Source organism: Facklamia sp. P12937, assembly GCF_050409505.1.
In the GTDB taxonomy this organism is placed as follows: Bacteria; Bacillota; Bacilli; order Lactobacillales; family Aerococcaceae; genus Facklamia.
Map to the genome: position 1 here is coordinate 41,114 of NZ_JBNUPI010000001.1, position 25,933 is coordinate 67,046.

Genomic DNA, 25,933 nt, shown 5'->3' on the forward strand with positions numbered 1-25,933 from the left:
GCAGGCAAAAACCCTTCAAATGTTTACTGTCTGCATTGACTGACGTCATGGAAATCACCCGTTTTCTTTTTATTATACATGACAAAAATCCGTCCCTAACACTGTTACCACAGCGGGGACGGATTTTTACTGGGTGTTGGCGTAATTTATGTTGTCGCCTCTTGGTCTTCAATCTTAAACCTTATTCTTTTATTTACAATTGTTTTAAATAACTAATGATTTGCTCCATGTCTGCTAAAGAAAGTGTGCGAACATCAAATTGTACATGATTTTGCTGAACACGTGCTATAACTGGCTTATCTTGACTCCTTAGGTAAGATTCAATTTGACTTGCCGACAACTTTCGGTGGTCGACTTGAACCAAGATGGTTGATAGTGTTGATCCAGGGTATGATCCTCCCCCTACTTGCGATTGTCCTTCTATCAAATCTACTTGCCAAGAACCGGCTAATTCCCCAATGGCTTGTTGGAATTTTTGAGCCTTTTTAAGTAATTGTTCACGATCTTGGCTAATCATTTGTAAGACTGGTATTTTGCTAAAGGCCAGTTCTGGATTTAAATATTGTCGCATGGTCACTTCCAAGGCTGCAAGCGTTAGCTTGTCAGTTCGTAAAGCACGAGTTAATGGGTGGGCACGCATCTTATCTAACAATTCTTTTTTACCAACTATAACCCCTGCTTGCGGCCCACCTAGTAACTTATCGCCAGAGAAAGTTACTACATCGTATCCCGCTTGAATGGCTTCTTGAACCGTTGGTTCATAAGGCAGACCAAATGTTTGCATATCCATAAATAGGCCTGAACCTAAATCGTTTAATGCAAGAAGACTGTGTTCATGAGCCAAGTCTACTAGTTCTTGATCATCCACTTTTTCAGTAAAGCCAACTAAATGATAATTGGATGTATGGACTCTTAACAAAGCTCCGGTCTCTTCATTGATAGCAGCTTTATAATCACTAAGGTGTGTTTTGTTAGTAGATCCTACTTCATGGAGCAGGGCTCCTCCACGGGTTATCACATCAGGTATCCTAAATGAGCCGCCAATTTCAACCAACTCACCACGAGATATAACCACTTCTTTAGCTTCTGTTAGGGCTGAAAGCATTAAAAGTACTGCTGCAGCATTATTATTAACTACTAACGCATCCTCTGCACCTGTTATTTGTTTCAATACATCTTTTAAGTGAGTGTATCTAGAGCCACGTCTGCCCTCTTCTAAATCATACTCTAAGTTGGAGTAATTGGGCCCTAAATCAACAAGAGCATCAATAACTGTTTGAGATAAAGGCGCCCGTCCTAAATTGGTATGTAAAACTGTTCCGGTGGCATTAATTACTGGTTTAAGAGAGGGATTCAGTCTTTTAGCTAAAGCTTCTTCAATATGTTTTATCACACTTTCAAACTCTAATGAACTAGCCTCAGTAATCTCCCCACTTAAGACACCTTGCCTGATAAAGTCAATTTGTTTTTGAATACTTTCTTTAACATAAGCTGGATCTAATTTTTCGGTCCATTTTCTAATACGTTCATCTTGTAGAACTCTATCAACTTTTGGTAGTGATGATAATAAATGTTTCATTAAATGAAAGCCTCCTCAATCTTTTGCAGATATTTAGGGTTCATTACACGTACATCCTCATTTCTTATGGTTATCCCACGCTTATCGAAATCCTCTAACAGTAAGAGAGTGTATTTACGACTAGTTCCTAAAAGGTTTCTAAAATCTGCCAAGGCAATTGTATCATGTTCTTTAAGGAAATCTCTCAACCTTTTGAGCGCTTCATTATAGTAAGAAACGTGAATCTCAGTTTGCTTATCCAAACGGTAAAATTCATTTTGTTTACGCATCAACCTATAAACTTCTCGCATGTTTTTATCTTTACCAACCACTTCTTCAAAAAGTGGCGGTGCGAAAGGGGTTTCAGCTAATTTTGCTTCAATAGCTTTTCTTGCTTTCGCTTGAGCTGGCGTAATAGCAATCGAGTGGTCAACTAAGCGAATTAAATCGCCCTCAATTACAAAGTGGCCCTGACCAACTATGGTTTGAATGATTGCATTCAGCTCCTTAGGTGCAATTTTATTAAAGCGTGAACGGAATTCTTCTAAGGACATACCAGCAATCATATTATTCACCTGGTGAAATTCTGATAATGTTTCTTCCATTTCTTTTTGAATGGCATCAAATGAAACTCGGGCCATATAGAACTGGCCAAATTTCATTAAGTCGCCGGCTTCGACCATCTCTTTCACATATTCTTCAATTGTACGCATTTCTTCATTCAGATAGTCAGCCATTTCTTTAATGGATGTAAAGCCGGCAGAACGATGGGATAAGAAATCCAATAACACATCTGACATAGTGCCTGATTCTAGTACTTCTAATGACTCAATGACATCTTGATTGTAACGTTTATGTTTCTTAGGGGTAGGATCGAGAACCTCGCCCCCTCCGATTGTAATTACAGGTGAATAATTTCTTAAAATAAAACGATCGCCTTTCTTTACAGCAATTTGTTCTTCTAAACGTATTTGCATAAAAGCTGTCTGTCCCGGTTGAACTTTTTCAACGCCTAAGGGTACAAGTCTACCAATAACTTCACGCGTTCCAATATGCACATGTACTCTATCCCAAAGTTCCATCGGTTGGCTGGCATCTTTAAGACATTGCACCTTGGTGTCCAACATATATGAAGACTCTAAAGGCGCTGCACTTAGGACATCGCCACGACCAATTTGATCAAGGTCGACCTTGGTTAAGTTGATAGCGGTCCGATTGCCAGCATGCGCCTCTTCTTGATCTTGTTCGTGAATTTGAATTGTACGGATCCGAGTTGGTATGCCAGATGGATAAATCGTTAAATCGTCACCTACTCGAATAGAACCATCAATTAGAGTGCCTGTTACGACAGTCCCAAATCCTTTAACAGAAAAAGCGCGATCAACATTTAAGCGTGCCGGTAAGGATTCATTATCCCGTTGAATCTTCTCAACCTTTTCAGCCAGTAAGGCCTTTACTTTTTCAATACCAATGCCTGAAATAGCGTCCGTTTCAACGATAGGTGCGTCTTCCAATGGCGTTCCTTCAAATTGTTCACGAATATCTTCGTAAACTAGTAGTTTAAGCTCTTCATCTGCATCCGCTACCTTTGTTAAGACAATGATGAAATCTTTAATACCTAACAAGTTAAGGACAGAAACATGTTCTTTAGTTTGCGGCATTATGCCTTCGTTCACATCAATCACTAGCATTACTAGATCAATACCGGCCGCACCTGCTAACATGTTTTTGATGAACTTTTCGTGTCCGGGAACATCTACTATACCAACTCGTTCCCCATTATTTAAATCAATATAAGCAAAGCCTAAATTGATAGAAAGGCCACGCTGCTTCTCTTCCTTAGAAGTATCTGTTTCGATACCTGTTAAGGCTTTGATGAGCGTGGTCTTTCCATGATCAATATGGCCTGCCGTTCCTAAAACGACATTTTTCATTAAGTAATTCCTTTCTTATCAACTAACTAGGGTCTTACAACTCGGTCATAAGATCTTAATTGTTCAAGAATATAGCGCATATTGGTTTCTTCACCGACCGCAAGCTTGTCTTTTAATTCGTAGAACGAAACACAAGTCCCACAAGCTTTAACTGCAACCCCTTTGTCAAGGAGCGTTTGTAAATCTTCGACGGTGTCAGCACCTTCTGCTGCTAAGGTTACTCCACCATTGTATAATAAAATTTCTTTTGGTAGTTCTTCTTCTTGAGCTAATACACTAATAAACGATTTAATTAGTGTACGACCTAGATCATTATTACCTTCTCCTAGTTTGTCACTTGCAATAACTACAATGTAATCAGTCAAATTATTTCCTCCTAAACTTCACTTATTTTACCACAATTGCCTTGTCTTTTTTTTCAACCATATAACCAATATGAGCGGCTTGAATGGATTTTTCTTTATAAGCCACTAAAATTGCTTCTAGCTGATCTTCAGGAACTGTTATTAATAAGCCTCCTGAGGTCTGTGGATCAAATAGCACTTCCTCCATGGTTGAATCCTCAATTTGAAAATCAATATTCTTAGCATAATGAGCGCGGTTACGTTTGGCACCACCAGTGGTTAAATGTTCTTTAGCTGCTTGGTAGGCACCTTCAATAATTGGTATTTTATCGGCAAATATTTCTGCCGTCAACTGCTCATCACACATCTCCATCAAATGACCTAAAATGCCAAAGCCAGTTATATCTGTACATGCGGTAGCTTGATAATCCAACATGACTTCAGCTGCATACTTATTCAAAGTTGTCATTAATTCAATTGCTTCATCAAAAGCCTTTTCATCAATTAATCCTTTGTTATGTGCAGTGGTTACAATGCCTACTCCCAATTTTTTAGTCGCAATGATAGCATCGCCAGCTTTTGCACCATTGTTGGTAATTATTTTATCAGGATGCACAACTCCTGCTACTGCTAAACCATATAGCGGTGTGGATTGACGAATCGTATGTCCTCCCGCTAGAACTCCTCCAGCTTCTAAGACTTTTTCAGCTCCCCCACGTAGAATTTCAGCTAAATTTTCGAGCGGTTGACTGTCATCAGGATAAGCTACTATGTTGAGTGCCGTAATCACTTTTCCTCCCATTGAATAAACATCCGATAAAGCATTGGTTGCTGATATTTGACCAAAAACATATGGATCTTTGACCATTGAAGGGAAGAAATCAGTTGTTTGAATAACTGCAACATCCGGTGAAACTTGGTAAACTGCTGCATCATCACTAGAATCATAACCTACTAGTAAATTACCATCAAATTGCTTGGGTAATCCTTCTAAAATTTCAGACAAACTGCCTGGTCCAATTTTAGCGTTTCATCCACCACATATTTCTAATTCATTCATTTTTTCTTTATCTATCATTTATATCTCCCCACTTCCTTTTATGATAGTCCTATTATAGCCTTTTTAATTATTGTTTTCAGTAATCAAAAACTTGGATTTATTAGTTTTCATAATAAAAGCAGCACAAGTCTGACTTGTGCTGCTAAGTTAAAATTTTGATTAGAACTCAACTTTTTCAGATTTAACACGACCTTTTTCATTAACATAGTATAAGTCTACACGGTCAGTGAAAGGTGTTGCGTCTGCTCCTACACCATCTTTACGAAGTGAAACTTGTAAAGCTTTATGATCAAAGCCTTCAGTTTCTTTGAGAACTGATTTCATAACCTTCATGATAGAGATTGGTGTTTCAGGTTCTTTTAATGTAACGATTGCTTTACCTTTTTTCAATGCTGCTGCAACTAAATCTTCAACTTGATCAGCTGGCGCTCCAAAGATTAAATAGTAGTCGCCTTCTTTTTCTAAGTCTTCAGCTTTACGAACTTGAACAGAATCATGCGTTTTCTTAGCTAATTGCATGATGTTAGCCATCAAAGGGCGAGATCCAGTTGAGCGGTGTCCAGCAATAATTACTGAAGATTTTTCTGCAAAAGCCTCTTCAATTGCGTTTGCTACTTTCTCGTTAAATAATCCATCTTCAACAAATTTACCTAAAATTGCGTTCATAATTAAACCTCCATATAGTTAGTTATGTGTATAGGTTCACAATATCACAAATTTTACATTTTGCAAAGGGGTTGGCCTCATCTTTTCACTTATAAACAAAAGATGTGATTTTTTATTTATTTAGATTTATAATAAAAAAGACTTTATTTAAAAGGAGCTAGTCCGATATCAAATAAGCACCTACTAAAAATGCTTGCTAATCGTATCAAAAAGTCAGCCGCTGACTTTTATCATGAGATTGTTATAGAAAAATAAAAACACAGCTAGATAATAATAAATTAAGACGGACTATTGGATAATCTGTTGAAAATATAGCTTTTGCACCGGAGGAATCAAATATAAGGTTAGGTTTCGCCAATCCTCATGAGAAAGCTAAACCTCAATTAGGTGAAACAGTCGTCGATTTAGCTTGTAGTAAAGTTTTTGATGCTTTTTATTGCGGCTAAAACGGCTGGTAAAGAATGAACATCTGCACTTAATGGTATTAAAGTCCCACTACTTGACCCGATGGCTGTCTCACCAGTATTAGCCAGTGCGCCAATTACTGCACCTTCACCACAGATACACGTTAGAATAAATGGTCATCCTAAAGGTCATCTTATTGCATAAATTAATGGTTCACCCATTCCAAAAATACCTACTGGTAAGCCACCCTTTATCATTGAGATCAATTACTTGTTCTGACGATCTTTAACTCTTAAAAAGCTTCTGTTATGTATGAAAATGAGAAGCTGACTGAGTACAATCTTCTACTTAATTTAGACTTTGGTCTTCCTAAGGATCGTGAAGCGTCTTTAATCAGTTTGTTCTTTCGCTTTAAAAGACAATCATCTCTTCCAAGTTAAAGTTTTATTTCTTGACGGCACAAAGCTGTATGCGCCGGTGCTGATAAGTATTCCTTGCGCTTATGCTCAACCTAAGATTGTTGTTGAGAGAGTATTCGATCGCAAGAAGGGTGTAATTCTAGTATGCGAACAGCTTGGAGGAGAAAAAAGACAATAAATAACCTGGGTCTCTTCTTAATGGCTATAAAACTCACCCAATCAGTTCATTATTTACGAACTTCCCACCCCTTTAATGCTTGCTGGTCACTATTTTTATTCTTTAAACCACAAAAACAGTGGCGAATCTCATATTTGATGATTCGCCACTGTTTTTAAGGCTTTTGGTCCAGCCTCTTAATTGTTTAATAAATTATAATAACAATTTTTAATGATAAGAACCTTGGTGCCATAAGGACACTTGCCCTTGCCGTAAAGATTGTTGAACATCAATAATCCTTTGATTACTACTTCCTCTAAATTGCAAACTGAGGTCTTTTTTGTCATTATCAAAGCGACCGTCGACAAGCATATCCACTAATGACAAGAGTTCTAGTTTATCAGAGGAATCTTTTAATAGCTCTTCCCAATAATAACCCGACCAAGACCAAATGTCTTTACGGTCTCCATAAATAGATCGCACTTTTTTGACTAAGGGAATTAGAATTGGTGTAGAAAGAAAGGGTTCGCCACCCAATAAGGTTAAACCTTGAACATAATCATGGGCTAAATCTTCAATAATCTGATTTTCAAGTTCTTTAGTATAAGGCACACCATAATTGAAGTTTTGGACCCGACGATTAAAACAACCCTTACAATTAAAGAGGCAGCCGCTGACATAAAGACTATTACGTACTCCTTCCCCATCCACAAAATTAAAAGGTTTATAGTCTGCTATCTTTCCTAAACAATAATCTTGGGCTAGCCATTCTTTTGGTTTAGGATTTTTGAAATTTTCAATCACTGGTCACACATTCTTTCGGTTAAATGTTTTTGACGGGATTGAATCTCCTTATGACGTCCTTTGACCATCGGTCTTATATTCGGATTACCGAGGTAACCACAGGTTCTCTTCACTACATCACAAGTTTCAGGATTACGATTGTCACATTGCGGACAAGCAAAACCTTTTTCTGTAGGATTAAATTCTCCTTGGAAGCCACATTCATAGCAATGATCGATAGGGGTGTTGGTCCCTAAATACCCAATTTTGTCATAGGCATAATCCCAAACTGCTTCTAAGGCCTTAGGATTTTGACGTAAATTGGGATATTCACAATAATGAATAAAACCTCCTGAAGTATATGGAGCATAGTCCTTTTCGAAATCAATTTTTTCAAAAGGATTTGGACTTTTACGCACATCATAATGAAAAGAATTAGTGTAATAATCCTTGTCTGTCAAATCCTTAATAGCACCAAATTTAGCTCGATCTAAACGGCAGAAGCGATCCGTCAAGGACTCACTCGGAGTCGAATAAACAGAGAAATGATAATCGTATTGCTGAGCTAATTGATCGGCCTTCTTTTTAAGTTCTTGGATTACTTTCAATGAAAAAGTTTTAGCCGCGTCATTCTGCTCCCAATTAGAACCAAAGAAATAAGCCGTAATCTCATACAGACCAATATAACCTAAAGATATGGTGGCGCGCTTATTTTTAAATAATTGGTCAACATTCTCATCAGCTTTCAGATAATGACCAAAAGCTCCTTCACGGTATAGAATTGGAGCATTCTCCGTCTTAGCTTGTTTGACTCGCTCTGCTCGATACACAAGAGCTCGACCGACAACTTCCAGGCGATCATGCAACAATTCCCAAAAATTATCGAAGGAATGATCCGACTCCATAGCGATACGGGGAAGATTTAAGGTGACTACCCCTAAATTCATTCGTCCACTATTTACTTCTTTTCCTTTTTCATCTTGCCAACCTTGAAGAAATGATCGGCATCCCATTGGCACTTTAAAGCTTCCAGTTAGTTCCTTGATCTTATCATACATTAGAACATCTGGATACATCCGATTACAAGCGCACTTGAGGGCTAATTGTTTAATGTCATAATTGGGATCTTTCATTAAAAGATTAGTTCCCTTGCGTAAGCTGAAAACTAATTTAGGAAAAATAGCTGTACGGTGTTCTTTACCTAAACCATTCAAACGAATTTTCAATATAGCTTTTTGAATTTCGCGTGCATACCAAGATGTTCCTAAACCAAATCCAAGTGTAGTAAATGGTGTTTGACCATTTGATGAATAAAGTGTATTGATTTCATACTCCAAACTCTGCATGGCATCATATATATCTTTTTGCGTTTTATTCTTAGCAAAATTCTCAGCCTGTTGAGGATCATCCGTCAATTCTTTAGCTAAGCTAAGATTCTTCTTAAAATTTAAATCCGCATAAGGAGCCAGCACCTCATCAATTCGATCAATCGAGCATCCCCCGTATTGACAAGAAGAAACATTGGCAATAATTTGAGCAATTTGTGCTGTAGCTGTATTGATAGATCGCGGACTTTCCACTTCTGCATTCCCTATATGAAAACCGTGCTTCAGCATAGTCTCAATATCAATCAAGCAGCAATTAGTCATTGGACTATAGGGCGAATAATCTAGATCATGAAAATGTATGTTCCCCTTCAAATGTCCATTAGCTACTTGCTCGGGCAGCATATTCAAGCCAATGGCTTTGGCCGTAACCCCACAGGTAAGGTCTCTCAAGGTGTTAAAAACACGACTATCCTTATTGGCATTTTCATTGACTAAAGTCGGATCGCGTTTAATCAGTTGATCCATACGGTCCTGTAACCGCATCTGCGATTGATAGTCTGCTAATTTAGTTTCAGCAAAAGCGACATATTTATTTGCGGCTGTTTCCAATCCTCGCTTGTTTAATTGCTCAATAACCGATTGCTTGATGTCAGAACTGTTCATCAAGTGAACAACTTGTCTTTCTATTTCATTACATATACCTTCAATTAAAACATGGTCTTTGGTATCTAACGCTTTTTTTAGTGAGGCTTTTAGTTTCCCCCTAATAAACTTTTCAATACTGCCGTCTCTTTTATTTATTTTAATTCTAACTTTACTCGATTGTTCTTGTTTTAATGTTGCAGTTTGAACCATTGTCTTATCGTCACTCCTTTATAAATACTGGTAATCTTCGTCCTCCATTGCTTCTACTCGGCCCATTAAATAACCGGAACCTACTTGAGAGAAAAAATCATGATTAGTTGTTTCTGTCGACAGACCGTTATAGACTATTGGATTAATATCTTGCGCACTCGCTCCATCAAATACTGCTTCAAAGCCTAGATTTTGTAATGCCTTATTGGCATTATATTTAACAAAGCAATCTACTTCTTCTACCCAACCAATCTCTGTATATACCTCCTGAGTATATTGGGTTTCATTCATATAGAGATCAAACACTAAATTATAGGCCCATTCTTTAAGTTGAGCTTGTTCTTGATCACTTAATTCTTGATAACCTAATTGAAATTTGTAGCCTAGATAGGTTCCATGAACCGACTCATCACGAATAATTAGCTTGATAATTTCAGCCACATTGGCTAGTTTATTATTTCCTAAATAGTACAAAGGGGTATAAAAACCACTATAAAAGAGAAAGGATTCTAGAAAAACACTGGCTATTTTTTTCTTGAGGCCGTTAATTATTTGTTCTTTACTCTCTTTTCCAGAAGGTAAAAGATAAACATCTTCAATTACTTTAGCCTTGTACTGCAAGGAGGGATGATTATTCCCCCACTCGAAGATTTCATCAATGGTAGCTGAATCGTTTAAAGAAATAAAAATAGTCGAATAAGATTTGGCATGGACTGATTCCATAAATAAAATATTATTCAGCACTGCCTCTTCGTGAGGGGAGCGAATATCATTTCGCATGACATTTGCGCCTTCTTCTGATTGCAAAGTATCTAAAAGAGTCAATCCCACAAAAGCTTTATTGACCACATCTTTTTCAACCTCAGTCAGTGAACGCCAATCTTTCAAATCGTTTGAAACTGGAATACGCGTATCTAGCCAGAACTGAGAAGTTAATTTTTCCCAAGTCATTTTATCTACTATGTCTTCAATACGATTCCAATCAATAGCTTGATAATGTAAATAATTGGTCATAATTTCCTCCTAAATCATACATGACTCACATTGATTAGCTCCAACAATCTCACCATCCAGACTATGTGTTCGGACATAGTAAAGTGACTTAATCCCTTTAGAGAAGGCATAGTGACGTAAAATATTCAAATCACGTGTAGTCATTTGATTAAGCCCTGCTTTTTTCCACTCATAAAGACCTGCTGGAATCTCTGATAGCATAAATAAAGTCAAAGACATTCCCTGGTCAATATGCTTTTGAGCGGCGGCATAAACATCTATAATTTTTCTTTGATCCATCTCGTAAGCTGTTTGATAATAGGGCAGCGTTTCATTTGAAAGTCCTGGAGCTGGATAATAAATGGCCCCATTTTTCTGTTCTTGCCTTAATTCCATTCGATGAGTAATCGGGTGTAAGGAAGCAGAAGTTTCATTAAGGTAAGAGATTGACCCATTCGGTGCAACAGCTAAACGATTACGATGATAAAGACCATCTACTTTAACCTTAGCTGCTAGATCTTGCCAATCTTTAGGAGTGGGTAATTTTACAGCTTTGAAAAGTTCAGCCGCTGCCATTTCTTCAAATTTAAAAGCTTCCTCAATATAAGGAGCAAAATAAGACCCGTCTGCATATTTTGATTGCTCAAACTTGTGGAATGTCTGCCCTTTTTCTTTTGCTAATTTATTAGATGCAAGCAAGCTATAGTAGTTGAGAGCCATAAAATACGCTTCAATAATTTCGATAGATGCTTTAGACCCATAAGTGATTTTATTTTTTGCTAAGAGAGTGTGAAAGCCCATCGCTCCTAAGCCAATAGTATGATAAAGATCATTACCATTTTGAACCGTTGGCACTTCGGCAATTTTAGTTTTATCAGAAACGGTGGTTAAAGCTCGCACAGCCACTTCTACTGACTTACCAAAATCAGGACTGGTCAACATTTTTTCCATGTTAGTGGAAGCTAAGTTACAGGAAATATCGCTACCTAATCTTTGATAAGATAAATCATCGTTTAAGAGTGAAGGTTCTTGAACTTGAAAAATCTCTGAACAGAGGTTGGACATAATGATTTTTCCATGGACTGGATTCGCTCGATTAACTGTATCGATATTAATGATGTAGGGATAGCCGGATTCTTGCTGTAATTTAGAAATTTCTGTTTCTAACTCACGCGCTTGAATTTTCTTTTTACGGATTCTTGGATTATCTACTAAAGCTTGATAATTCTCACTTATATCAAAGTATGAAAAAGGGAGACCGTACTCTTTTTCGATGTCATAAGGGCTAAAAAGATACATTGGTTGATTGTTTTTTACCAACTCATAAAATTTATCAGGCACTACAATTCCTAGAGAGAGAGTTTTGACACGGATTTTTTCATCGGCATTTTCTTTTTTACACGATAAGAAAGCTAAGATATCTGGATGGAAAACATTTAGGTAAACTACACCTGCCCCATTCCTCTGCCCTAACTGATTGGAATAAGAAAACGAGTCTTCTAACAATTTCATGACAGGAACGACACCTGAAGAAGCATTTTCAATCGCTTTAATAGGGTCGCCCGCTGCTCGAATATTAGACAAATTAACGCCAACTCCGCCTCCTTTTCTTGAAAGTTGCAAAGCTGAGTTAATGGCTCGACCAATCGACAGCATGGAATCATCAACATCTAACAAGAAGCATGACACCATTTCACCTCGACGCTTTTTACCTGCATTTAAGAAAGTAGGTGTAGCGGGTTGATAGCGTTGCGAAATTAATTCTTCAGCAATAGCCATAGCCAATTGTCGGTCTCCATCTGCTAAATACAAGGCATTCATAGCCACTCGATCTATGAACCCTTCCAGATATTGACGACCATCATTTGATTTTAAAGCATATTGATTGAAAAATTTGTAAGCAGCCATAAAAGATTTAAAGTTAAAATTCTTAGCTTGTAAGAAGTCATATAGTTTCTTGATAAAAGCATAAGGATCTTTATCATTTACATCAGCTTCTAAATATTTATTGATGAGGTCTTCTTCTAAGTAATCATTCTCCAATAAATAATTTAAGCGATCCTCTAAAGACGCAAACTTTGGACTATTGGCTTCAATTTCTTCTTGGTAATAAGCTTCCAATGCCTTTTGATCTTTATAAAGAGGAATAGCTCCATCTTCCGGTATATTCAATTGATTATTCCATTGGAAATAGCTTTTTTTCTTTAATGATTGTCTCTCAGTCATTCAGCATTACCTCCTTAATATATGAAACATCTGACTCGTTTCCTTGGAATTCAAACTTATGAATTAAAGGAATTTGATAGTCACGACTAATGTCTTTAGCAGTAAAACAAAATAATTGGGCGAAATTCAAATTACCACCACCTACTACTCCGCGACAATTTTGTCGATTAACTTCATTTTCAAAAAAATCATCCACTAAGTCTCTTACCACTTCTTGATAAGTGGGAACAATCAATAAATAGGGCTGATTGACTATCATGTCACATGTAAGATCGTCCAATTCTAATTGGTAATCAGCTGATAGTTTTTCAACAAAACGACGGGTTTGACCTGTTAAGCTAATAAAGACAATCGCTAACATTGACTGAGTAGCCTCTCAATTACATCCGGTTGGAAACCAACAACAGGAGCTGATTGCCCGATGAGAACAACTGGCAAACTCTGACAATTGAGTTCTCTTACTTCTTCTAAGTAACTTTCGTCTTCGACATTTTTTTCTAAATAGTTAAGACCTTTGCTATCTAAATATCTTTTTAAGAAAACGCACTGTCCGCAACCCGTTTTACTATATAATGTGATTTTTTCCATAAAATGCTCCTCCTCGACAAAAAACGGCTTTCCCTTCCCAGGAAAGCCGATGGTAAAATCAAAAGAAAGCAAAGCATAGGTGTACCTATACTCACTACTAAAGAATATTTCCAAAGATCACTAAACCCTGAGAAGTGATAAGTGTAATAAATAACCTGGCGATCTGACTTATGAGCGAGCTCAAATACAGTAGCATAGGGACTGTGTAGGATTCTAACCTGCTTCCCCAGAATTATTTACATTTTGTCTATATATTGTGTCTTAAAGTTAGATTAACACAAGATGTTGGGTTAGACAAGAGCAATTATCGAAATAATACAAATCAATTAAAAGCAAAAATAATAGCCTAGTTAATCACAATTAAACTGTGATTAACTAGGCTAGTTTAGTTTCCTGGCGGGAACGTGTGAGAATCGAACTCACCCAAGACGCTCTTAACGCCTCATACTGGTTTTGAAGACCAGAGGGCACACCAGAACCCATCCGCTCCCAATTAAAATCTTTAAAGAAGACTCTTATAATATTAACAATATTTAAAGGAAAACGCAAGTGCTTTTATGAGTCTATTAAGCAACATTCTTTAAGCAAAAGGGGCTGTATCTTTTAGATACAGACCTCCAATGAATTATTATTCTGCTTCAGCTTTTTCGTTTGATTCAACTTTCTTATCTTTACTATCCTCTTTGTGGATTGAATAAGTAATGATTACCGGAGTCCCTTCTTCTGGTAAAATCTCACCATTTCCTGAAAACGCTACTTCCCCTCTTTTTTCAACGGCCCCGTAGGTATAAGTAGCATTTGAAATAAGTCCGACTGGGCATGAATCTAAACAAGTGATACAACCTGTATGTTTATCATGGGCACGCCCTTTATTTCCACCAAAGCGGAATTCAAAGTCATTGCCATTAGAATCAATAATTGTTTCACTTAGGTTGTATTCTTTTTCAGCGCCTTCCCAAGTTACTTTAATATCCATTAAATCCCCTGCAACATGCGTTTCTTCCGCATTTTCAGCCGTCATATTATCGCCTGGTTCTGCCCCGATTTCTATTAAAGCTTCATAGAATTTATTTTGATTAGCAGTTGTTCCGAATACCGATTTTCCACCAAAATTACCATCATCGAAGACCACGGCATGACGGGTAGATGTTTCTAAGTATTTTCCATTTACGTAAGCATATATCGAAATGGTGCCTGCTTCCTTATCGACCACCATCGGGTTTTCCTCTGTCGGTAAATTTGCAGGAGCATCTTCCTCTGCAAGTGTTGGGACAGATAAAGATAAAACGGTAACGAAGGCAAAGACAAGTGTCATTAATTTTTTAATCATTTTGTTCATATTATTCATCCTTTCAAAATTAAACTTGCTGACTTTTTAGCTTTCGATCTTTCAACCAAAAGTAAATCATTAAAAGAGTCATGACTATCATCAAAATTAAAGTAATCATTTTAATTTGACCTATCTTCATATCTAAAAAAAACATATCGCGAACATTATAATAAAAAATATTAGGTGATTTAACAAGCATTAAAGTAACGACACTAATAAGTCCTAGGAAGTAAGTTATTGGTTTTATCTTGAACAAAAAACTTACCATGATAAATAGAACAAAAACTATCCAACACAAAACCCAAGTATGCACTCGCATTTCTAACCATACCCAATATGACATTAAAGCGCTTGCTAGAAGAGCAAAAATAAACCCTGAGCAAATTGCTATTAGTAAATTATGCCATTTGAACATCCAAAAACCTCCTTTGCTATTTAATCTTCCAATTTAACATTTAGCCAGCGCTGAAATAAATTCTTTCGTATTTGATCTGCCTTTTTAACAACAGGTGTATTGATTAAAGCTTTTTTTAAAGGTCTAGAGCTTGAGTAAGGACTGAAATCAAAATCTTCCGCTATTAAAGAACCCATTGAGAGACTATTAACAGAAACATTAAAAGAAGTCCATTGATCCTCAAATAATTCAGGATTTACTAAATAGACCGCTGCTAATGAATCCCAATTATAAAAGCCTTTAATACCATACTCATCTTCATTATCGACAAACCAAGGTTCTGCATAGTTTTGAATTAAATGAGCAATGGCCGATTGTTGGTTAGAAAAAGCTTCTTCATATTCTGATCGAGTAAATAAAAGATCTAAACAGTGATTAGCTGTTAAAATAGAAACATTTCTTCCCTTAGTTAAAACGGTAAAAGCAGCCTGCGGATCAATGGAAAAGTTCATTTCTCGCATTTCTTGCTTGTCAAAGATCAACGGCTGAGTAATCCCACCCATTAAGACAAGTTGTTTAACTTTTTTGAAGAAATTACTGTCTCTTAGATAGGCCCCTTGCAAGTTGGTCATTGAACCGACTGCAATAATGATTAACTCATCTTTATATTTATTAGCCAAATCTACCAATAGCTGGCTTGCTGGTGTTAAATAATCAGCTGTTTCACTTGCACCTTTTGCATAAGGAATTGAATGAAGGCCAAGTTTGCTTATTAATTGACGGGTCGATTGGTCTACTTGCTCAATGGTCGAATTCCCAAATGTCGAAGTGATACCCACTATAGCGACTTCTGGACTCCCTAATAAATACATCAGCGCCAAACCATCATCAATGTCGCGATGGGGTGTGAAAAAAGTATTATCAAAATCAATTAAAACTTTCATTATCCCTTATTCCTCCTCATCTACTTCAAGCTTTTGGGCTACTTCTGGATTTTTCTTCTTAATAAATTTCCCTAAAAAGGCTGTGCCGAATACTAGTAAAGCCACTAATATTATTGATAGTGAAAAAGAGGCATCACTAGGTTCTAAAGCCTTATCGCCAACATTTACAAAAATAAATGTCCCCGGCAAAATGCATATGAGAGAAATCCAAAGATAGTCCCAGAATGAGATATCCGTTAAGCCAAAAGCATAGTTTTCAACATTATAGGGAATTACAGGCATAATCCGAGCCAATGCAAGAACTAACTTTAAATGTTGGTTATCGGTGGTCAATATCCCTTTGGAACTAGGATATCTTTTAAATAAAAATTTTTGTGCCGGTTGCCTAAATAAATAGCGCGAAATTAAAAACATGAAAGTTAGATTCAAAGCCGCACCTATAAAAGTCAAGATGGAGCCTAACCATAATCCAAATCCCATACCTCCAGCAAAAGCTAGGAAAGGAACAGGGAAAAACCCCATCGGTAAGAAAACCCAAAGTAATACATAAATCCATTTTGCAGAAGACCCTGATTGTAAGATTATTTCTCGTACACGCTCGGTTGAAAAATTTAAGGTCAGCCAGATAGTTAAAGCTACTAAAGCAATCACTAAGCAAACCTTAAACCATTTACTTAGCTGCTTTTTTTGCATGGCGTTCATTATAAATCGATTTAACAATATAAATGACAATTGTTACAGCAAATAGTGACATTAATCCAATAAATAATTGTTTACCGCCACCACCGAAGTTTTGTCCAATATAAGAATAAACAAGAGTAGCCGGTAATTGACCGATTCCGGTTGCTAAAAAGAATGGCCAGAATTTCATAGAAGTTAAACCAGCTGCATAAGAGACTAGGTCAAAACTAACAAATGGTAATAAACGGCAAACTACAATGGTGTACTTTCCATATTTTTCAAAAAACATATCTAAAGATTTTAAGGCTGTTTTACTGGTAATCTTGGCAACTGCGTCGCGTCCCAAAATTTTAGCAATGTAAAAGCATAAGGTCGCTCCAGCCATTGAAGATGTCCAAGACAATACCGCTCCCCAAAACCATCCAAAAATGGCAGCATTAGATAGAGTGATTAAGAAAGCAGGAATGGGTGAAAGAATCGATTGCAAAATCATCAAGAAAAAGGAAACACCAGCAGCAACATTTCCGTAAGAACGAATATAAGCAATTGTCTCTTCTAAATTAACTGCTTTCATGGCTGAAATAGACTCGTTAATAAATGACTGCACCGAGGGAATAAAGAGATAAGATAAAAGTGATAATACAAGTACAACAATCACTGCCAATTTATTTTTTTTCATAAGAACCTCCTAAATATTAAACTCCACCACCATCAAAATTTTACATTTTTATAACAATTCCTCGATTTGCTCTAGTAATTGCTTTTCATTGATTAGGCCAATATGATGGTATACTACCTCTCCTTCTTCATTTATAAAAATAGTAGCGGGCAAAAAGGTAGCTTGTAGGGACATCATGGTTGAAAAGTTAACATCATAGAATACAGGAAGAGTCAAATTAAGGTCTTCTAAATATTCAATCACTGCTTCTTTAGTTTCGCCAGGTTGCGAATTAGTGGCATTGATCATATAAAAATCAATATCCTCTTGGTAATCTTCCCAAGCCGTTTGAAAATAAGGCATTTCTTTTTTGCATGGTGGACACCAAGTTGCCCAAACATTAACAACCATAGGTCGACCAAAATTTTCAGATAAAGTCATTGATTTATCTACTTGATCTTTAATCCTTACACTATCTACATTAAGATGACCATATCGATCTTGTTTTTCTTCATTTGTGCTATTAAGCTGACTACTTTCTTCCCTTGAAGTTTGAAGAGATACTTCTTTTCCTTCAATAGCCCCTTCGCTTGTTTTGTTAAATGTTAAATCGATCTCATTGACAGTTTCCTGAATTGTTTCTTTTTTATCGATAGATAAACTTTGATCTTGAACTTTGTTATAAATAAAGCCCCCCAGACCTATAATAGCGATTAAAAGCAAACCATACGTTAATAACTTTTTCATTGTATTCCTCCTAGACTAGTTGTAGTAAAAGCGTTTCTAAGATGCCTGATATTGTTAATAAACCGAAAAGGATTAAAAACCAGCCTGAAGATAGATTGACTAAGTGATAATGTTCCTTGATAAATGTAAGGACTTTTTTACTTTCATCTACCAATAATGCAGACAGAATGAAAGGAATACCTAAACCTAAACAATAGCTAATTATAAGCAAAAATGAAGTCCAGCTAGTAGCGACACTGGCTATATAAGTTAATGCAGAAGCCAAAAATGTTCCAACACATGGCGACCAAGAAATGGCAAAGACTAGACCAAATAAATAAGGATTGGCCACATAGGAACCTCGCGAATGAGGCCTTAACTTAGTCATTAGCTTTTGACCATTAAGATAATCGACACCCATAATAATCATAATGCTTCCTGCGATAAAGTTAACGACTTGTCGGTGCATCATAAAAAAGGATCCTACAGTGGACACAAAAAGACTTAATAAGATAAATATCGTAGAAAATCCTAACATAAATAAAATTGCTTTAATGAGGGTTTGTTTAGTAGAGCTCTCCCCTTCACTGCCTGCAAAGAATGCAATATAAAGTGGAAGCATTGGCAGTAAGCAAGGAGAGACAAAAGTCATTAATCCCTCGATAAATAATAATAGATAGTCCATATTTTTAAGCTCCTTTCTCACAAAGATTATCATGCCATTGGAGTCATTCAACTAAAAGTAATCACGCTAGTATAAATAAATTAATTATTTGAAAGTAAGCCGCTATTCGCATTATGTGATTGAATAATTAAGCTTTTTTAAAAGGTCTTATCTCCTCTGCCCCACCTGATACAGCAAAATCTAAGAATTGATCCATAACTTGCCAATGCTTAATAGAATCATTCGCCTCTCCAAAAGTTAAACCTAAAGGAAAATCAATGGTAAACATTCTAGGTGGTCTCGATTTGGCTGCCACTTTAGGTAAGTGCATAATTGAAGCGGTACGGATCCCTTGCTTTTCTACTTCTCTTTGGATTAGCCCAACGGACTGATGGCAAATATATCAGCCAGGAGAAAGGAGTACCAAATCTACTTGATCTTCAACTAACTGACGGGCAATCGCAGGTGCTGTTTCATCAATTAGTAAATTTACTTTTGGTATATAACCCATTAGGCCATAATGGCGCGGTGCAACAGAGCCGATTTTGCCCTTTGTTGCCATCTCTTGAAGCATCTGTATGGGAAAGACACAGTTTAAATCTTCATCTGCCGGTCCATGATCATAATGATCATGAGTAATCATAATATTTTCCACCCGACTATCCCCAGGAATCATTCGGAAAGTATGATCTCCCTTAATATTAAAAGGGGCATCGCTTTTCAAATGGGTTCCTGCTGTTGTGATAAATGCTACCCTACACTCTGAAAGAGGCTTAGTTAATTCAACATTAGAGGGGGCTTCATCGATGGTAACCACCATTCTTTTGGCTATGGCTGCAATGATATTTTCTTTAATACTTCTCTTTTTCATTCGAATCCCCTTCTATGAATAATAGACTTGAGTGATTGCTTTCATTGAGTAACCCTTACGAAATAGATACTGGCAATATTGCATCTTAAGAAGTGTTCTAAAGACACCTTTTTCTTTAAAACGACGGTCCGAGGTATAAATGAACTGATCTGCTACAACTAATTCTTCACCCTTAGCCTTGTTTCGTAAAAATAAATCATAGTCTTCCATTAAAGATAAAGCATGAAAACCTCCTAGTTCCCAATAGTAATCTTTTGTCATAAAAATCCCTTGATCACCGAAAGCTATCTGTCGATGTTTAAGTCGCCAATTTGATCCATAAGCAATCGCTCTTAGCCATAAATTATCTGTTTGAAAGTCTAATGGAAAAGCTCCAATCTTTCCTTTCAGCAGACTACTCAGGATGACCTTTTTAGGAGAACGTTTAAAGTAGCTATCTGCATGTAAGAATAAAAGATAGTCTCCTTTGGCCTTTTTAGCCCCTACAGCTAATTGACTACCACGACCCTTTGGACCATTCAGGACTTTATATTGATTTTCGCTAATAAATTCTTGAGTTCCATCTTCACTACCACCATCTACAAACAGAATTTCAATTTCTTCGTCCTTTAAATGCTGTAGATGCTTTAAAGTTTGAGGTAATATTTTTCTTTCGTTATAAACTGGAATAATCACACTGATCAAATAATTCATAAGGTAATATCCTCCAACTTTTCAATATAAGCTTTAATTTCTTGTAAGAAAACAGGGCTAATAAAGCGGGAGATGGTTTCAAAAGAGTGGTCATTTGACTTAACTTTTTGTGCTTCTAAATATTGAACATAAGCCATCGAACACCAAGTGACTCCTCTTAAACAAGTAAAATGAAGATATTGTTTAAGCTTATCTTTATTAATTTTCACCTGGGAGGACTTATCATACTCTTTAATGAAAGCGGAGATTTGCTCATATGAAAGTAAGTGGTCTGTTTTCCATAATGTGGTTGTGGGAGCTATAAAATGAGCGATATCTTGTTCCCTCTCACCAACCAAAGGCTTCTCCCAGTCAATTAAATAGGAATCACCTTTAGAATTAATCAAAAAATTGTGTGAATTAAGTTCTGTATTAATAACGCAAGGATTGCTTAATTTATTATTGAACGAATATTTTTTCAGACCTACCATCAATGCATCGATTAGATCAATAACCTCAAGATCTCTGCCCTTCCATTTTTGATAATGACTATACATGTCAACAAATTCCTGATACATCAGTTGGAAGGGATTATTAGCCTTAATAAGATGAGGAATGGTCTGGCTATATACACTATGGATTCTAGCCAAAATATTAGCAGCTTTGGATAAGTCCTTTTGATAGTCTAAGGGATGACCGGGGAGGTATTCTTCAATTAAATAACCCTTACCTAACAACTTAGTATGAGGCTGGCATTGATATACCTTCGGCACAACCCCTGAAGAAGCCAAACCCTTCAGTGCTAAGTATTCATATTCAATTTGATTGTCTAAATTCATTTGCGAACCTAAAGCAATCCTAAAAATCTTTCTGCCCTTATCAATTAGAAAGTTGGCATTATATTCCCCCTGATTAAAATAAACTGCATCTGGATCTCCTGATAGATAACGCACCACATCTTCCCGCGTGTCTAGGTCACGAATGGTTTCTGTCAACGCATAGGAAAGTTTTGCTGCAGAAACTTTATTGATCGTCCTTTGGCATACTTCATCGTGTGAATAATTCTCTAAATCAAAAAGAGACTTAGAGAACAAACGGCTGGCTATAATGCCATAACCTCCATCTAAGGTAGGAGCTAAAACAACATCTTCAGTGTCTAGCATGTCAATCATTTGCTCAACCAAAGATTGCTTGATGTCAACTAGATCACAGCCTAATAAAAGAACTTTATCATAGCCACGGTTAAAAATTTGCTGCATGGCTCGCGACATTCGTTCTCCTAAATGAGCTGTTTCAAGCTGACCGAATATCTTATCACTATCAATAGCTAAGTATTTTTGAATGGCTAATTTTTGATCAGCAGGTGCTACAAAAAGAAAGATGTCTGCATCCACCTTACAAATTTCTTTGTAAGTTTGTTGTAAAAGGTGAATCGATAGATGGTGAATATCTTCCTTAGGTAAAAACCCTTGTAATCTAGTTTTGTTATATCCAATTAAAGGTAATTTGACAAAATAAATAATTCCAGTCGACATTATATGGCTCCTATCTTAATTTCGCATTCTTTAGTCTGAGGATGGAATAAAAAAATTAATAAACAACCTATCAAATTTCCAACTCCTAAAAGTGGTAATCCTACTAGGAAATACGGATACATAATTAAAAGACTTTTATCTGTAAAAAAGCTCATAATAATTAGTTCAGACAGAGAAACGATCAACAGTATCGCCCAATGTGTTTTCCAAGAAAATTGATAACAAAATTGAATCCAGCTTTTAGTTTTAAATAGAGCAATAATAGCAATTAAAATAATGAAAATAGCTACAACATACCAAATCCAATGATAGTTTTCAGCAAACCAAAACTGATTAAATTGAAATTCTCGATAATACACATGGCGATAGAGTCCTATCCGCTTACTAGCATATTCATTCACAAAAAAACCACCTGTGACTATTAATATTTCAATCGCCCAATATATTTTACTTAACATTTTGGACCTCCTCTTATAACCTTGCTCATTATAGCATACAGCTACTTTTTTTGAATGAATGTTTTATTGATATTACTAATAAATAGCCCGTATTTATTTAATAAGTCTATTTGTGATTAGATGACCATTTTAATAAAATAAAGACATCAAAATAAAGGAGTGGGTATAATGCAAAAAACACTTTTAAAATCTTTAAAACTTATTGTCACTTTTGTAGCAGTTTTTGCTTTGGGTCTTTCGAACGTTTACGCCCAAGCTGAGATAATGACAGGCGAAGAACTTGAAAAAATCCAACTAGATAAAAAGAAAAAGGAAAAATATTTGGTAATTGATGTCCGACCTGAAGAAGACTATGCAGAAGGACATCTTTCACATGCCATTAATATCCCTTTAGATCAATTAGAAGAACAATTAGAACGATTAGAAGACTACCAAAAGATGCCAATTATTGTTTATTGCAACACAGGTAATAAGTCTGCAGAAGCTGCTAATCTTTTAATCGATAATGGCTTTGAAGATGTTAAAGATGCTGTAGGGGTTAAAGACTTTGAATATACTTTAGTAACTTATGAATCTATCTTGCCAGATACCTTCATTGAAGCAGCCGAAGCAGGCAAAACCATTTTCATTGATGCACGTGATCTTAAAGACTTTGAAAAAGCAAGTGTAGAAGGAGCCATTCATGCTTCAGTTGATAAGCCAGAAACTGTTTTAGAACAATTACCTGAAGACAAAGAAGTTGAAATTATTACTTTCTGTTATTCTGGTAATAAATCCGCTCAAATAGCTAACTTCTTAACCGAAAAGGGCTATACTAATGTCAAGAATTCTCTAGATGGTACAAAAGAAAATAAAAAAATTCCAATTATTGAAAAAGCTTCATAAACGATTGTAAGCAAAAAGCCCAACTTATAATTGGGCTTTTTCTATTTAAATCTATCATTCAAAACTAATAATATCTGCATGATTAACATAAAGCCAATATTTTTCGCCTACTTTATAATCTTTTAATGACTGGTGCAAGACATTGACACTCCATTGTTCACTTGAATTGATTAATTGAAATTTTAAATCTACATACTCTGGGTATTCAAAAAAATGGGTTAGTTTAGCAGGGAAAATGAGACTGGAAGAGGAAAATAAACGTTCTGTCTTAACTTCCACACGAATTGGTCTGACAAAAATTTCTTTGCCAATATAGTCTTTTAATTTAACATTAAAATCCATCTCTAACCAGTCTTTTCTACTTTCTTCAATAACTTTTAAACGGTTCAACACTCCAAAGAAACTACCCACATATTCATTTTTAGGATGATCAAAGACATTTTTAGGATAATCCACTTGCACTAAATTACCCTCATGCAGAAAAGCGATACGATCAGCAAATTGTACCGCTTCTCGCTTATCATGTGTCACTAAGATGGTTACCAGCCCTTTTTTAACATGTAAGTTATGTACTAACTGGCCCATCTCCCTTCTAAGAGGCTCATCGAGTCCGGAAAAAGGCTCATCCAACAAAAGAACCTGAGGTTCATTGGCTAAGGCTCTTGCGAGTGCTACCCTTTGTTGTTGACCACCTGATAGTTTATGGATGGAAGAAGCTTGTAAACCAGGTAAATGCACATCATTCAATAAAGATGCTACCCGCTCATCGATCTCTTTAGCTTTCATTTTCTTTAACCTCATAGGAAAAGCAATATTTTCTTTAACGTTATAATGCGGAAAAAGTCTTAAATCTTGAAAAACCACCGAAACTGGACGGGAATGACTTGGTTCTTTCATAATAGAAGTTTGATTAAGTAAAATATCTCCCTCAGCATTTTCAATTAGTCCAGCTAGTGTTTTCAAAAAAGTAGTTTTTCCAGATCCAGAAGGCCCAAGTAAAGCTAAATACTCTCCTTTTTTAACTTCAAGATTAAGATCTTTTAAGACTTTGTTATGACCCAAACTCACTGATATATTTCTAATGATTAAAGACACGGTTCACCTCCTAATAATAGTCGAATTTTTCATATTTACTTTGATATAAATTGGAAAGCCAAGAGAGTAGTCCCATAACTAAAAAGCTAATAATTAAAAAGAACAAAGCGTATATGCTAGCAATTGTACGATCGTTTCTTTGTAAATAAGGAAAAATAATTACTGATAGGGTTTGAATCTTCCCCCCACCTATCATTAAAGTCAGGAAATACTGACTAAAAGAAACAATGAATGACGTAGCCAAACTGGTCGCAAGAACAGGGAGCAGCAGTGGAAAAGTTATTTTCCAGAATGCTTTCAACTTATTTGCTCCTAATACCCATGCTTGCTCTTCTAAATGAAGGCCAACCGCATGGTAGGCATCAATCACTAAGTATGAAGCATAGGGTAAGGAATAAATCAAATGGGCTAATATCACGCCCCAAAGCTTATTAGCCCAGCCCCATTCAAACATTTTTTGATGAATACCTGTAGCAAAAACAATCACAGGAATTAGAAAAGGTAGGGCGATAGTCAACTGAATAAAATTCTTAAAGAAGCCTTTAGCCATTACCGTCGCTCTAGCAGTCATTAAGGCAATCAAAGATGACAGCATGGCTACACATGACGAAATAAATACTGAAGATAGTATAAGTGTTAGTAATTGATTAGGTTGCCGTACCAGATTTTCAAACCCTCTTAGGGACAAATTGTGCGGGATCAAATGAGGCCATGGCCAGCGAGCAGTAAATGCCCAGATTAATAAAATACTAATTGGCAAAAAAATAACTATAAATATTAAGAAATGAATAGTCTTACGATACATCTCGACCCACCTTTTCTTCACTGAATAGTTGTTTCTTTAGTTGTGGATAAAATGCTATCAGATAAATTACTACAACGGCCATCAAACTAATGAGTATTAAAATTCCATTATATGCCATTGCCAAAGGACGTTGGCTTAAATCAGGATGCATATATGCTTGATAAGCTGCAATTGGTAATGCCTTAGGTAAAGTTGGTCCTAATAAAGCTGCTAGCTCGTAGGAACCAAAAGCGTACATAAATATAATGAAAAAGGCAGCTAAGATTGTGTTTTTTGATAAGGGTAGCACAATCTTAATAAAACTTTGTAAGCGACTGGCTCCAAGCGTCTGTGCAGCTTCGCCAAGTTTATTATTGATTGAACTTATTATAGGATAACAATAAAATAAAACAAAAGGAATTTCTTTCCACATAAAAGAAAAAATAATGCCCCAACCATTTGGTTGAAACATTAATGCATCAAACCAAGCTTGGGCATTTGAAATTCCCATTGCAAATAAAATTCGTGCAAATATTCCGGTTCGTCCAAACAGTTGTAAAGTAAACAGTGCGACCACTAAATGAGGAACAATTATAGGAATTTTTACTAGCGTCTGTTGCCATCTACTTAATTTTTCTTGAACAAGCCAAAAGTAAGCCCAAGCTAGACCCATAATCGTTGAAAGAAAAGCTGAATAAAAAGCAATTTTCAATGAAAAAAACACTGATTGCTTAAATTGTTTATCATTTAATAAATCTTGATAGTAAGTCAGACTGAACTCATTTAAATTTAAAGAAGGAATGTATCCAAAAGACTGCACTATTCCAATCATTACACCTAACAGTAAAAACAAACTTAAAATGAACTGAGGCATAAATAAGAGAACTGCATAAAAACGCTTCTTCTTCGTAAGCTCCATT

Annotated in this window: 26 protein-coding genes, 1 tRNA gene and 1 riboswitch; of the genes, 1 reads left to right on the forward strand and 26 read right to left on the reverse strand. The window is 36.2% G+C overall.

Annotated elements, in window-relative coordinates; all coding sequences use genetic code 11:
- Positions 1 to 193: 193 nt before the first annotated feature.
- The 23 genes from selA to ACQV2R_RS00305 all read right to left on the reverse strand — a co-directional run bounded on the left by selA (position 194) and on the right by ACQV2R_RS00305 (position 22,249).
- A complete protein-coding gene (gene selA / locus ACQV2R_RS00195; protein ID WP_428872810.1) occupies positions 194 to 1,579 on the reverse strand; it encodes an L-seryl-tRNA(Sec) selenium transferase in 1,386 nt (461 codons plus the stop codon).
- Entirely contained in the window at positions 1,579 to 3,492 is a 1,914-nt protein-coding gene (gene selB / locus ACQV2R_RS00200; protein ID WP_428891651.1) for a selenocysteine-specific translation elongation factor, read from the reverse strand. The genes selA and selB overlap by 1 nt, the downstream gene beginning before the upstream one ends.
- A gap of 26 nt (positions 3,493 to 3,518) precedes the next feature.
- Entirely contained in the window at positions 3,519 to 3,857 is a 339-nt protein-coding gene (gene yedF / locus ACQV2R_RS00205; protein ID WP_428872808.1) for a sulfurtransferase-like selenium metabolism protein YedF, read from the reverse strand.
- Positions 3,858 to 3,879: 22 nt separating this feature from the next.
- Positions 3,880 to 4,857 (reverse strand): selenide, water dikinase SelD, encoded by a 978-nt coding sequence (gene selD, locus ACQV2R_RS00210; RefSeq protein WP_428873009.1) that lies wholly within the window; start codon positions 4,855 to 4,857, stop codon positions 3,880 to 3,882.
- Between the two features lie 198 nt (positions 4,858 to 5,055).
- Positions 5,056 to 5,562: a hypothetical protein gene (locus tag ACQV2R_RS00215; RefSeq protein ID WP_428872807.1), complete on the reverse strand. Its 507-nt coding sequence runs from the start codon at positions 5,560 to 5,562 to the stop codon at positions 5,056 to 5,058.
- A 1,209-nt stretch (positions 5,563 to 6,771) separates the two neighbouring features.
- The gene (gene nrdG / locus ACQV2R_RS00220) at positions 6,772 to 7,344 is read right to left on the reverse strand and encodes an anaerobic ribonucleoside-triphosphate reductase activating protein (RefSeq protein WP_428891682.1); all 573 of its coding nucleotides are present in this window, start codon (positions 7,342 to 7,344) and stop codon (positions 6,772 to 6,774) included.
- Positions 7,344 to 9,509, reverse strand: coding sequence for an anaerobic ribonucleoside-triphosphate reductase (gene nrdD / locus ACQV2R_RS00225; protein WP_428874627.1), 2,166 nt, complete (start codon positions 9,507 to 9,509; stop codon positions 7,344 to 7,346). The genes nrdG and nrdD overlap by 1 nt, the downstream gene beginning before the upstream one ends.
- Before the next feature lie 18 nt (positions 9,510 to 9,527).
- On the reverse strand, positions 9,528 to 10,523 hold the full coding sequence (gene nrdF, locus ACQV2R_RS00230) for a class 1b ribonucleoside-diphosphate reductase subunit beta (protein WP_428872803.1): 996 nt from the start codon (positions 10,521 to 10,523) through the stop codon (positions 9,528 to 9,530).
- Positions 10,524 to 10,532: 9 nt separating this feature from the next.
- Positions 10,533 to 12,728 (reverse strand): class 1b ribonucleoside-diphosphate reductase subunit alpha, encoded by a 2,196-nt coding sequence (nrdE, locus tag ACQV2R_RS00235; protein WP_428872802.1) that lies wholly within the window; start codon positions 12,726 to 12,728, stop codon positions 10,533 to 10,535.
- Positions 12,721 to 13,089 (reverse strand): class Ib ribonucleoside-diphosphate reductase assembly flavoprotein NrdI, encoded by a 369-nt coding sequence (gene nrdI, locus ACQV2R_RS00240; RefSeq protein ID WP_428872801.1) that lies wholly within the window; start codon positions 13,087 to 13,089, stop codon positions 12,721 to 12,723. The genes nrdE and nrdI overlap by 8 nt, the downstream gene beginning before the upstream one ends.
- On the reverse strand, positions 13,083 to 13,316 hold the full coding sequence (locus ACQV2R_RS00245; protein ID WP_428872800.1) for a glutaredoxin family protein: 234 nt from the start codon (positions 13,314 to 13,316) through the stop codon (positions 13,083 to 13,085). The genes nrdI and ACQV2R_RS00245 overlap by 7 nt, the downstream gene beginning before the upstream one ends.
- A 148-nt stretch (positions 13,317 to 13,464) precedes the next feature.
- A riboswitch (adenosylcobalamin-variant (AdoCbl-variant) riboswitch) is annotated at positions 13,465 to 13,560 on the reverse strand.
- A 150-nt stretch (positions 13,561 to 13,710) separates the two neighbouring features.
- Positions 13,711 to 13,807, reverse strand: a tRNA-Sec gene (locus ACQV2R_RS00250).
- 137 nt (positions 13,808 to 13,944) lie between these two features.
- Positions 13,945 to 14,655 (reverse strand): YdjY domain-containing protein, encoded by a 711-nt coding sequence (locus ACQV2R_RS00255; protein ID WP_428872799.1) that lies wholly within the window; start codon positions 14,653 to 14,655, stop codon positions 13,945 to 13,947.
- 19 nt (positions 14,656 to 14,674) lie between these two features.
- Entirely contained in the window at positions 14,675 to 15,061 is a 387-nt protein-coding gene (locus tag ACQV2R_RS00260; protein ID WP_428872798.1) for a hypothetical protein, read from the reverse strand.
- A 20-nt stretch (positions 15,062 to 15,081) separates the two neighbouring features.
- Entirely contained in the window at positions 15,082 to 15,984 is a 903-nt protein-coding gene (locus ACQV2R_RS00265; protein WP_428872797.1) for a nucleoside hydrolase, read from the reverse strand.
- A gap of 6 nt (positions 15,985 to 15,990) precedes the next feature.
- Complete coding sequence (locus ACQV2R_RS00270) at positions 15,991 to 16,677, reverse strand: TVP38/TMEM64 family protein (RefSeq protein ID WP_428874880.1); 687 nt, start codon at positions 16,675 to 16,677, stop codon at positions 15,991 to 15,993.
- Positions 16,655 to 17,344: a TVP38/TMEM64 family protein gene (locus ACQV2R_RS00275; RefSeq protein ID WP_428891652.1), complete on the reverse strand. Its 690-nt coding sequence runs from the start codon at positions 17,342 to 17,344 to the stop codon at positions 16,655 to 16,657. Before ACQV2R_RS00275 ends, ACQV2R_RS00270 begins: the two co-directional genes overlap by 23 nt.
- Positions 17,345 to 17,392: 48 nt before the next feature.
- Entirely contained in the window at positions 17,393 to 18,070 is a 678-nt protein-coding gene (locus ACQV2R_RS00280; RefSeq protein ID WP_428891653.1) for a TlpA family protein disulfide reductase, read from the reverse strand.
- A 10-nt stretch (positions 18,071 to 18,080) separates the two neighbouring features.
- Entirely contained in the window at positions 18,081 to 18,734 is a 654-nt protein-coding gene (locus tag ACQV2R_RS00285; RefSeq protein ID WP_428874882.1) for a cytochrome c biogenesis CcdA family protein, read from the reverse strand.
- 127 nt (positions 18,735 to 18,861) lie between these two features.
- Positions 18,862 to 19,584: a glycine/sarcosine/betaine reductase selenoprotein B family protein gene (locus ACQV2R_RS00290; RefSeq protein ID WP_428872790.1), complete on the reverse strand. Its 723-nt coding sequence runs from the start codon at positions 19,582 to 19,584 to the stop codon at positions 18,862 to 18,864.
- Positions 19,585 to 19,596: 12 nt separating this feature from the next.
- The gene (locus ACQV2R_RS00295) at positions 19,597 to 20,277 is read right to left on the reverse strand and encodes a TIGR04283 family arsenosugar biosynthesis glycosyltransferase (RefSeq protein ID WP_428872789.1); all 681 of its coding nucleotides are present in this window, start codon (positions 20,275 to 20,277) and stop codon (positions 19,597 to 19,599) included.
- A complete protein-coding gene (locus ACQV2R_RS00300) occupies positions 20,274 to 21,791 on the reverse strand; it encodes a TIGR04282 family arsenosugar biosynthesis glycosyltransferase (protein ID WP_428891654.1) in 1,518 nt (505 codons plus the stop codon). Before ACQV2R_RS00300 ends, ACQV2R_RS00295 begins: the two co-directional genes overlap by 4 nt.
- Positions 21,791 to 22,249, reverse strand: a complete 459-nt coding sequence (locus ACQV2R_RS00305; protein WP_428874884.1) for a hypothetical protein — start codon at positions 22,247 to 22,249, stop codon at positions 21,791 to 21,793. Before ACQV2R_RS00305 ends, ACQV2R_RS00300 begins: the two co-directional genes overlap by 1 nt.
- A gap of 168 nt (positions 22,250 to 22,417) precedes the next feature.
- On the opposite strand from ACQV2R_RS00305, the gene ACQV2R_RS00310 reads away from it, so the two are divergent.
- On the forward strand, positions 22,418 to 23,134 hold the full coding sequence (locus ACQV2R_RS00310) for a rhodanese-like domain-containing protein (RefSeq protein WP_428872786.1): 717 nt from the start codon (positions 22,418 to 22,420) through the stop codon (positions 23,132 to 23,134).
- 54 nt (positions 23,135 to 23,188) lie between these two features.
- Here the strand turns inward: ACQV2R_RS00310 and ACQV2R_RS00315 are convergent, their stop codons facing one another.
- From ACQV2R_RS00315 to ACQV2R_RS00325, 3 genes are read right to left on the reverse strand one after another with little or no spacing between them, the layout of a single operon-like run.
- Positions 23,189 to 24,229 (reverse strand): ABC transporter ATP-binding protein, encoded by a 1,041-nt coding sequence (locus ACQV2R_RS00315; protein WP_428874885.1) that lies wholly within the window; start codon positions 24,227 to 24,229, stop codon positions 23,189 to 23,191.
- A gap of 10 nt (positions 24,230 to 24,239) precedes the next feature.
- Positions 24,240 to 25,034 (reverse strand): ABC transporter permease, encoded by a 795-nt coding sequence (locus ACQV2R_RS00320; RefSeq protein WP_428874886.1) that lies wholly within the window; start codon positions 25,032 to 25,034, stop codon positions 24,240 to 24,242.
- Complete coding sequence (locus ACQV2R_RS00325) at positions 25,024 to 25,932, reverse strand: ABC transporter permease (protein WP_428874887.1); 909 nt, start codon at positions 25,930 to 25,932, stop codon at positions 25,024 to 25,026. Before ACQV2R_RS00325 ends, ACQV2R_RS00320 begins: the two co-directional genes overlap by 11 nt.
- Position 25,933 lies beyond the last annotated feature (1 nt).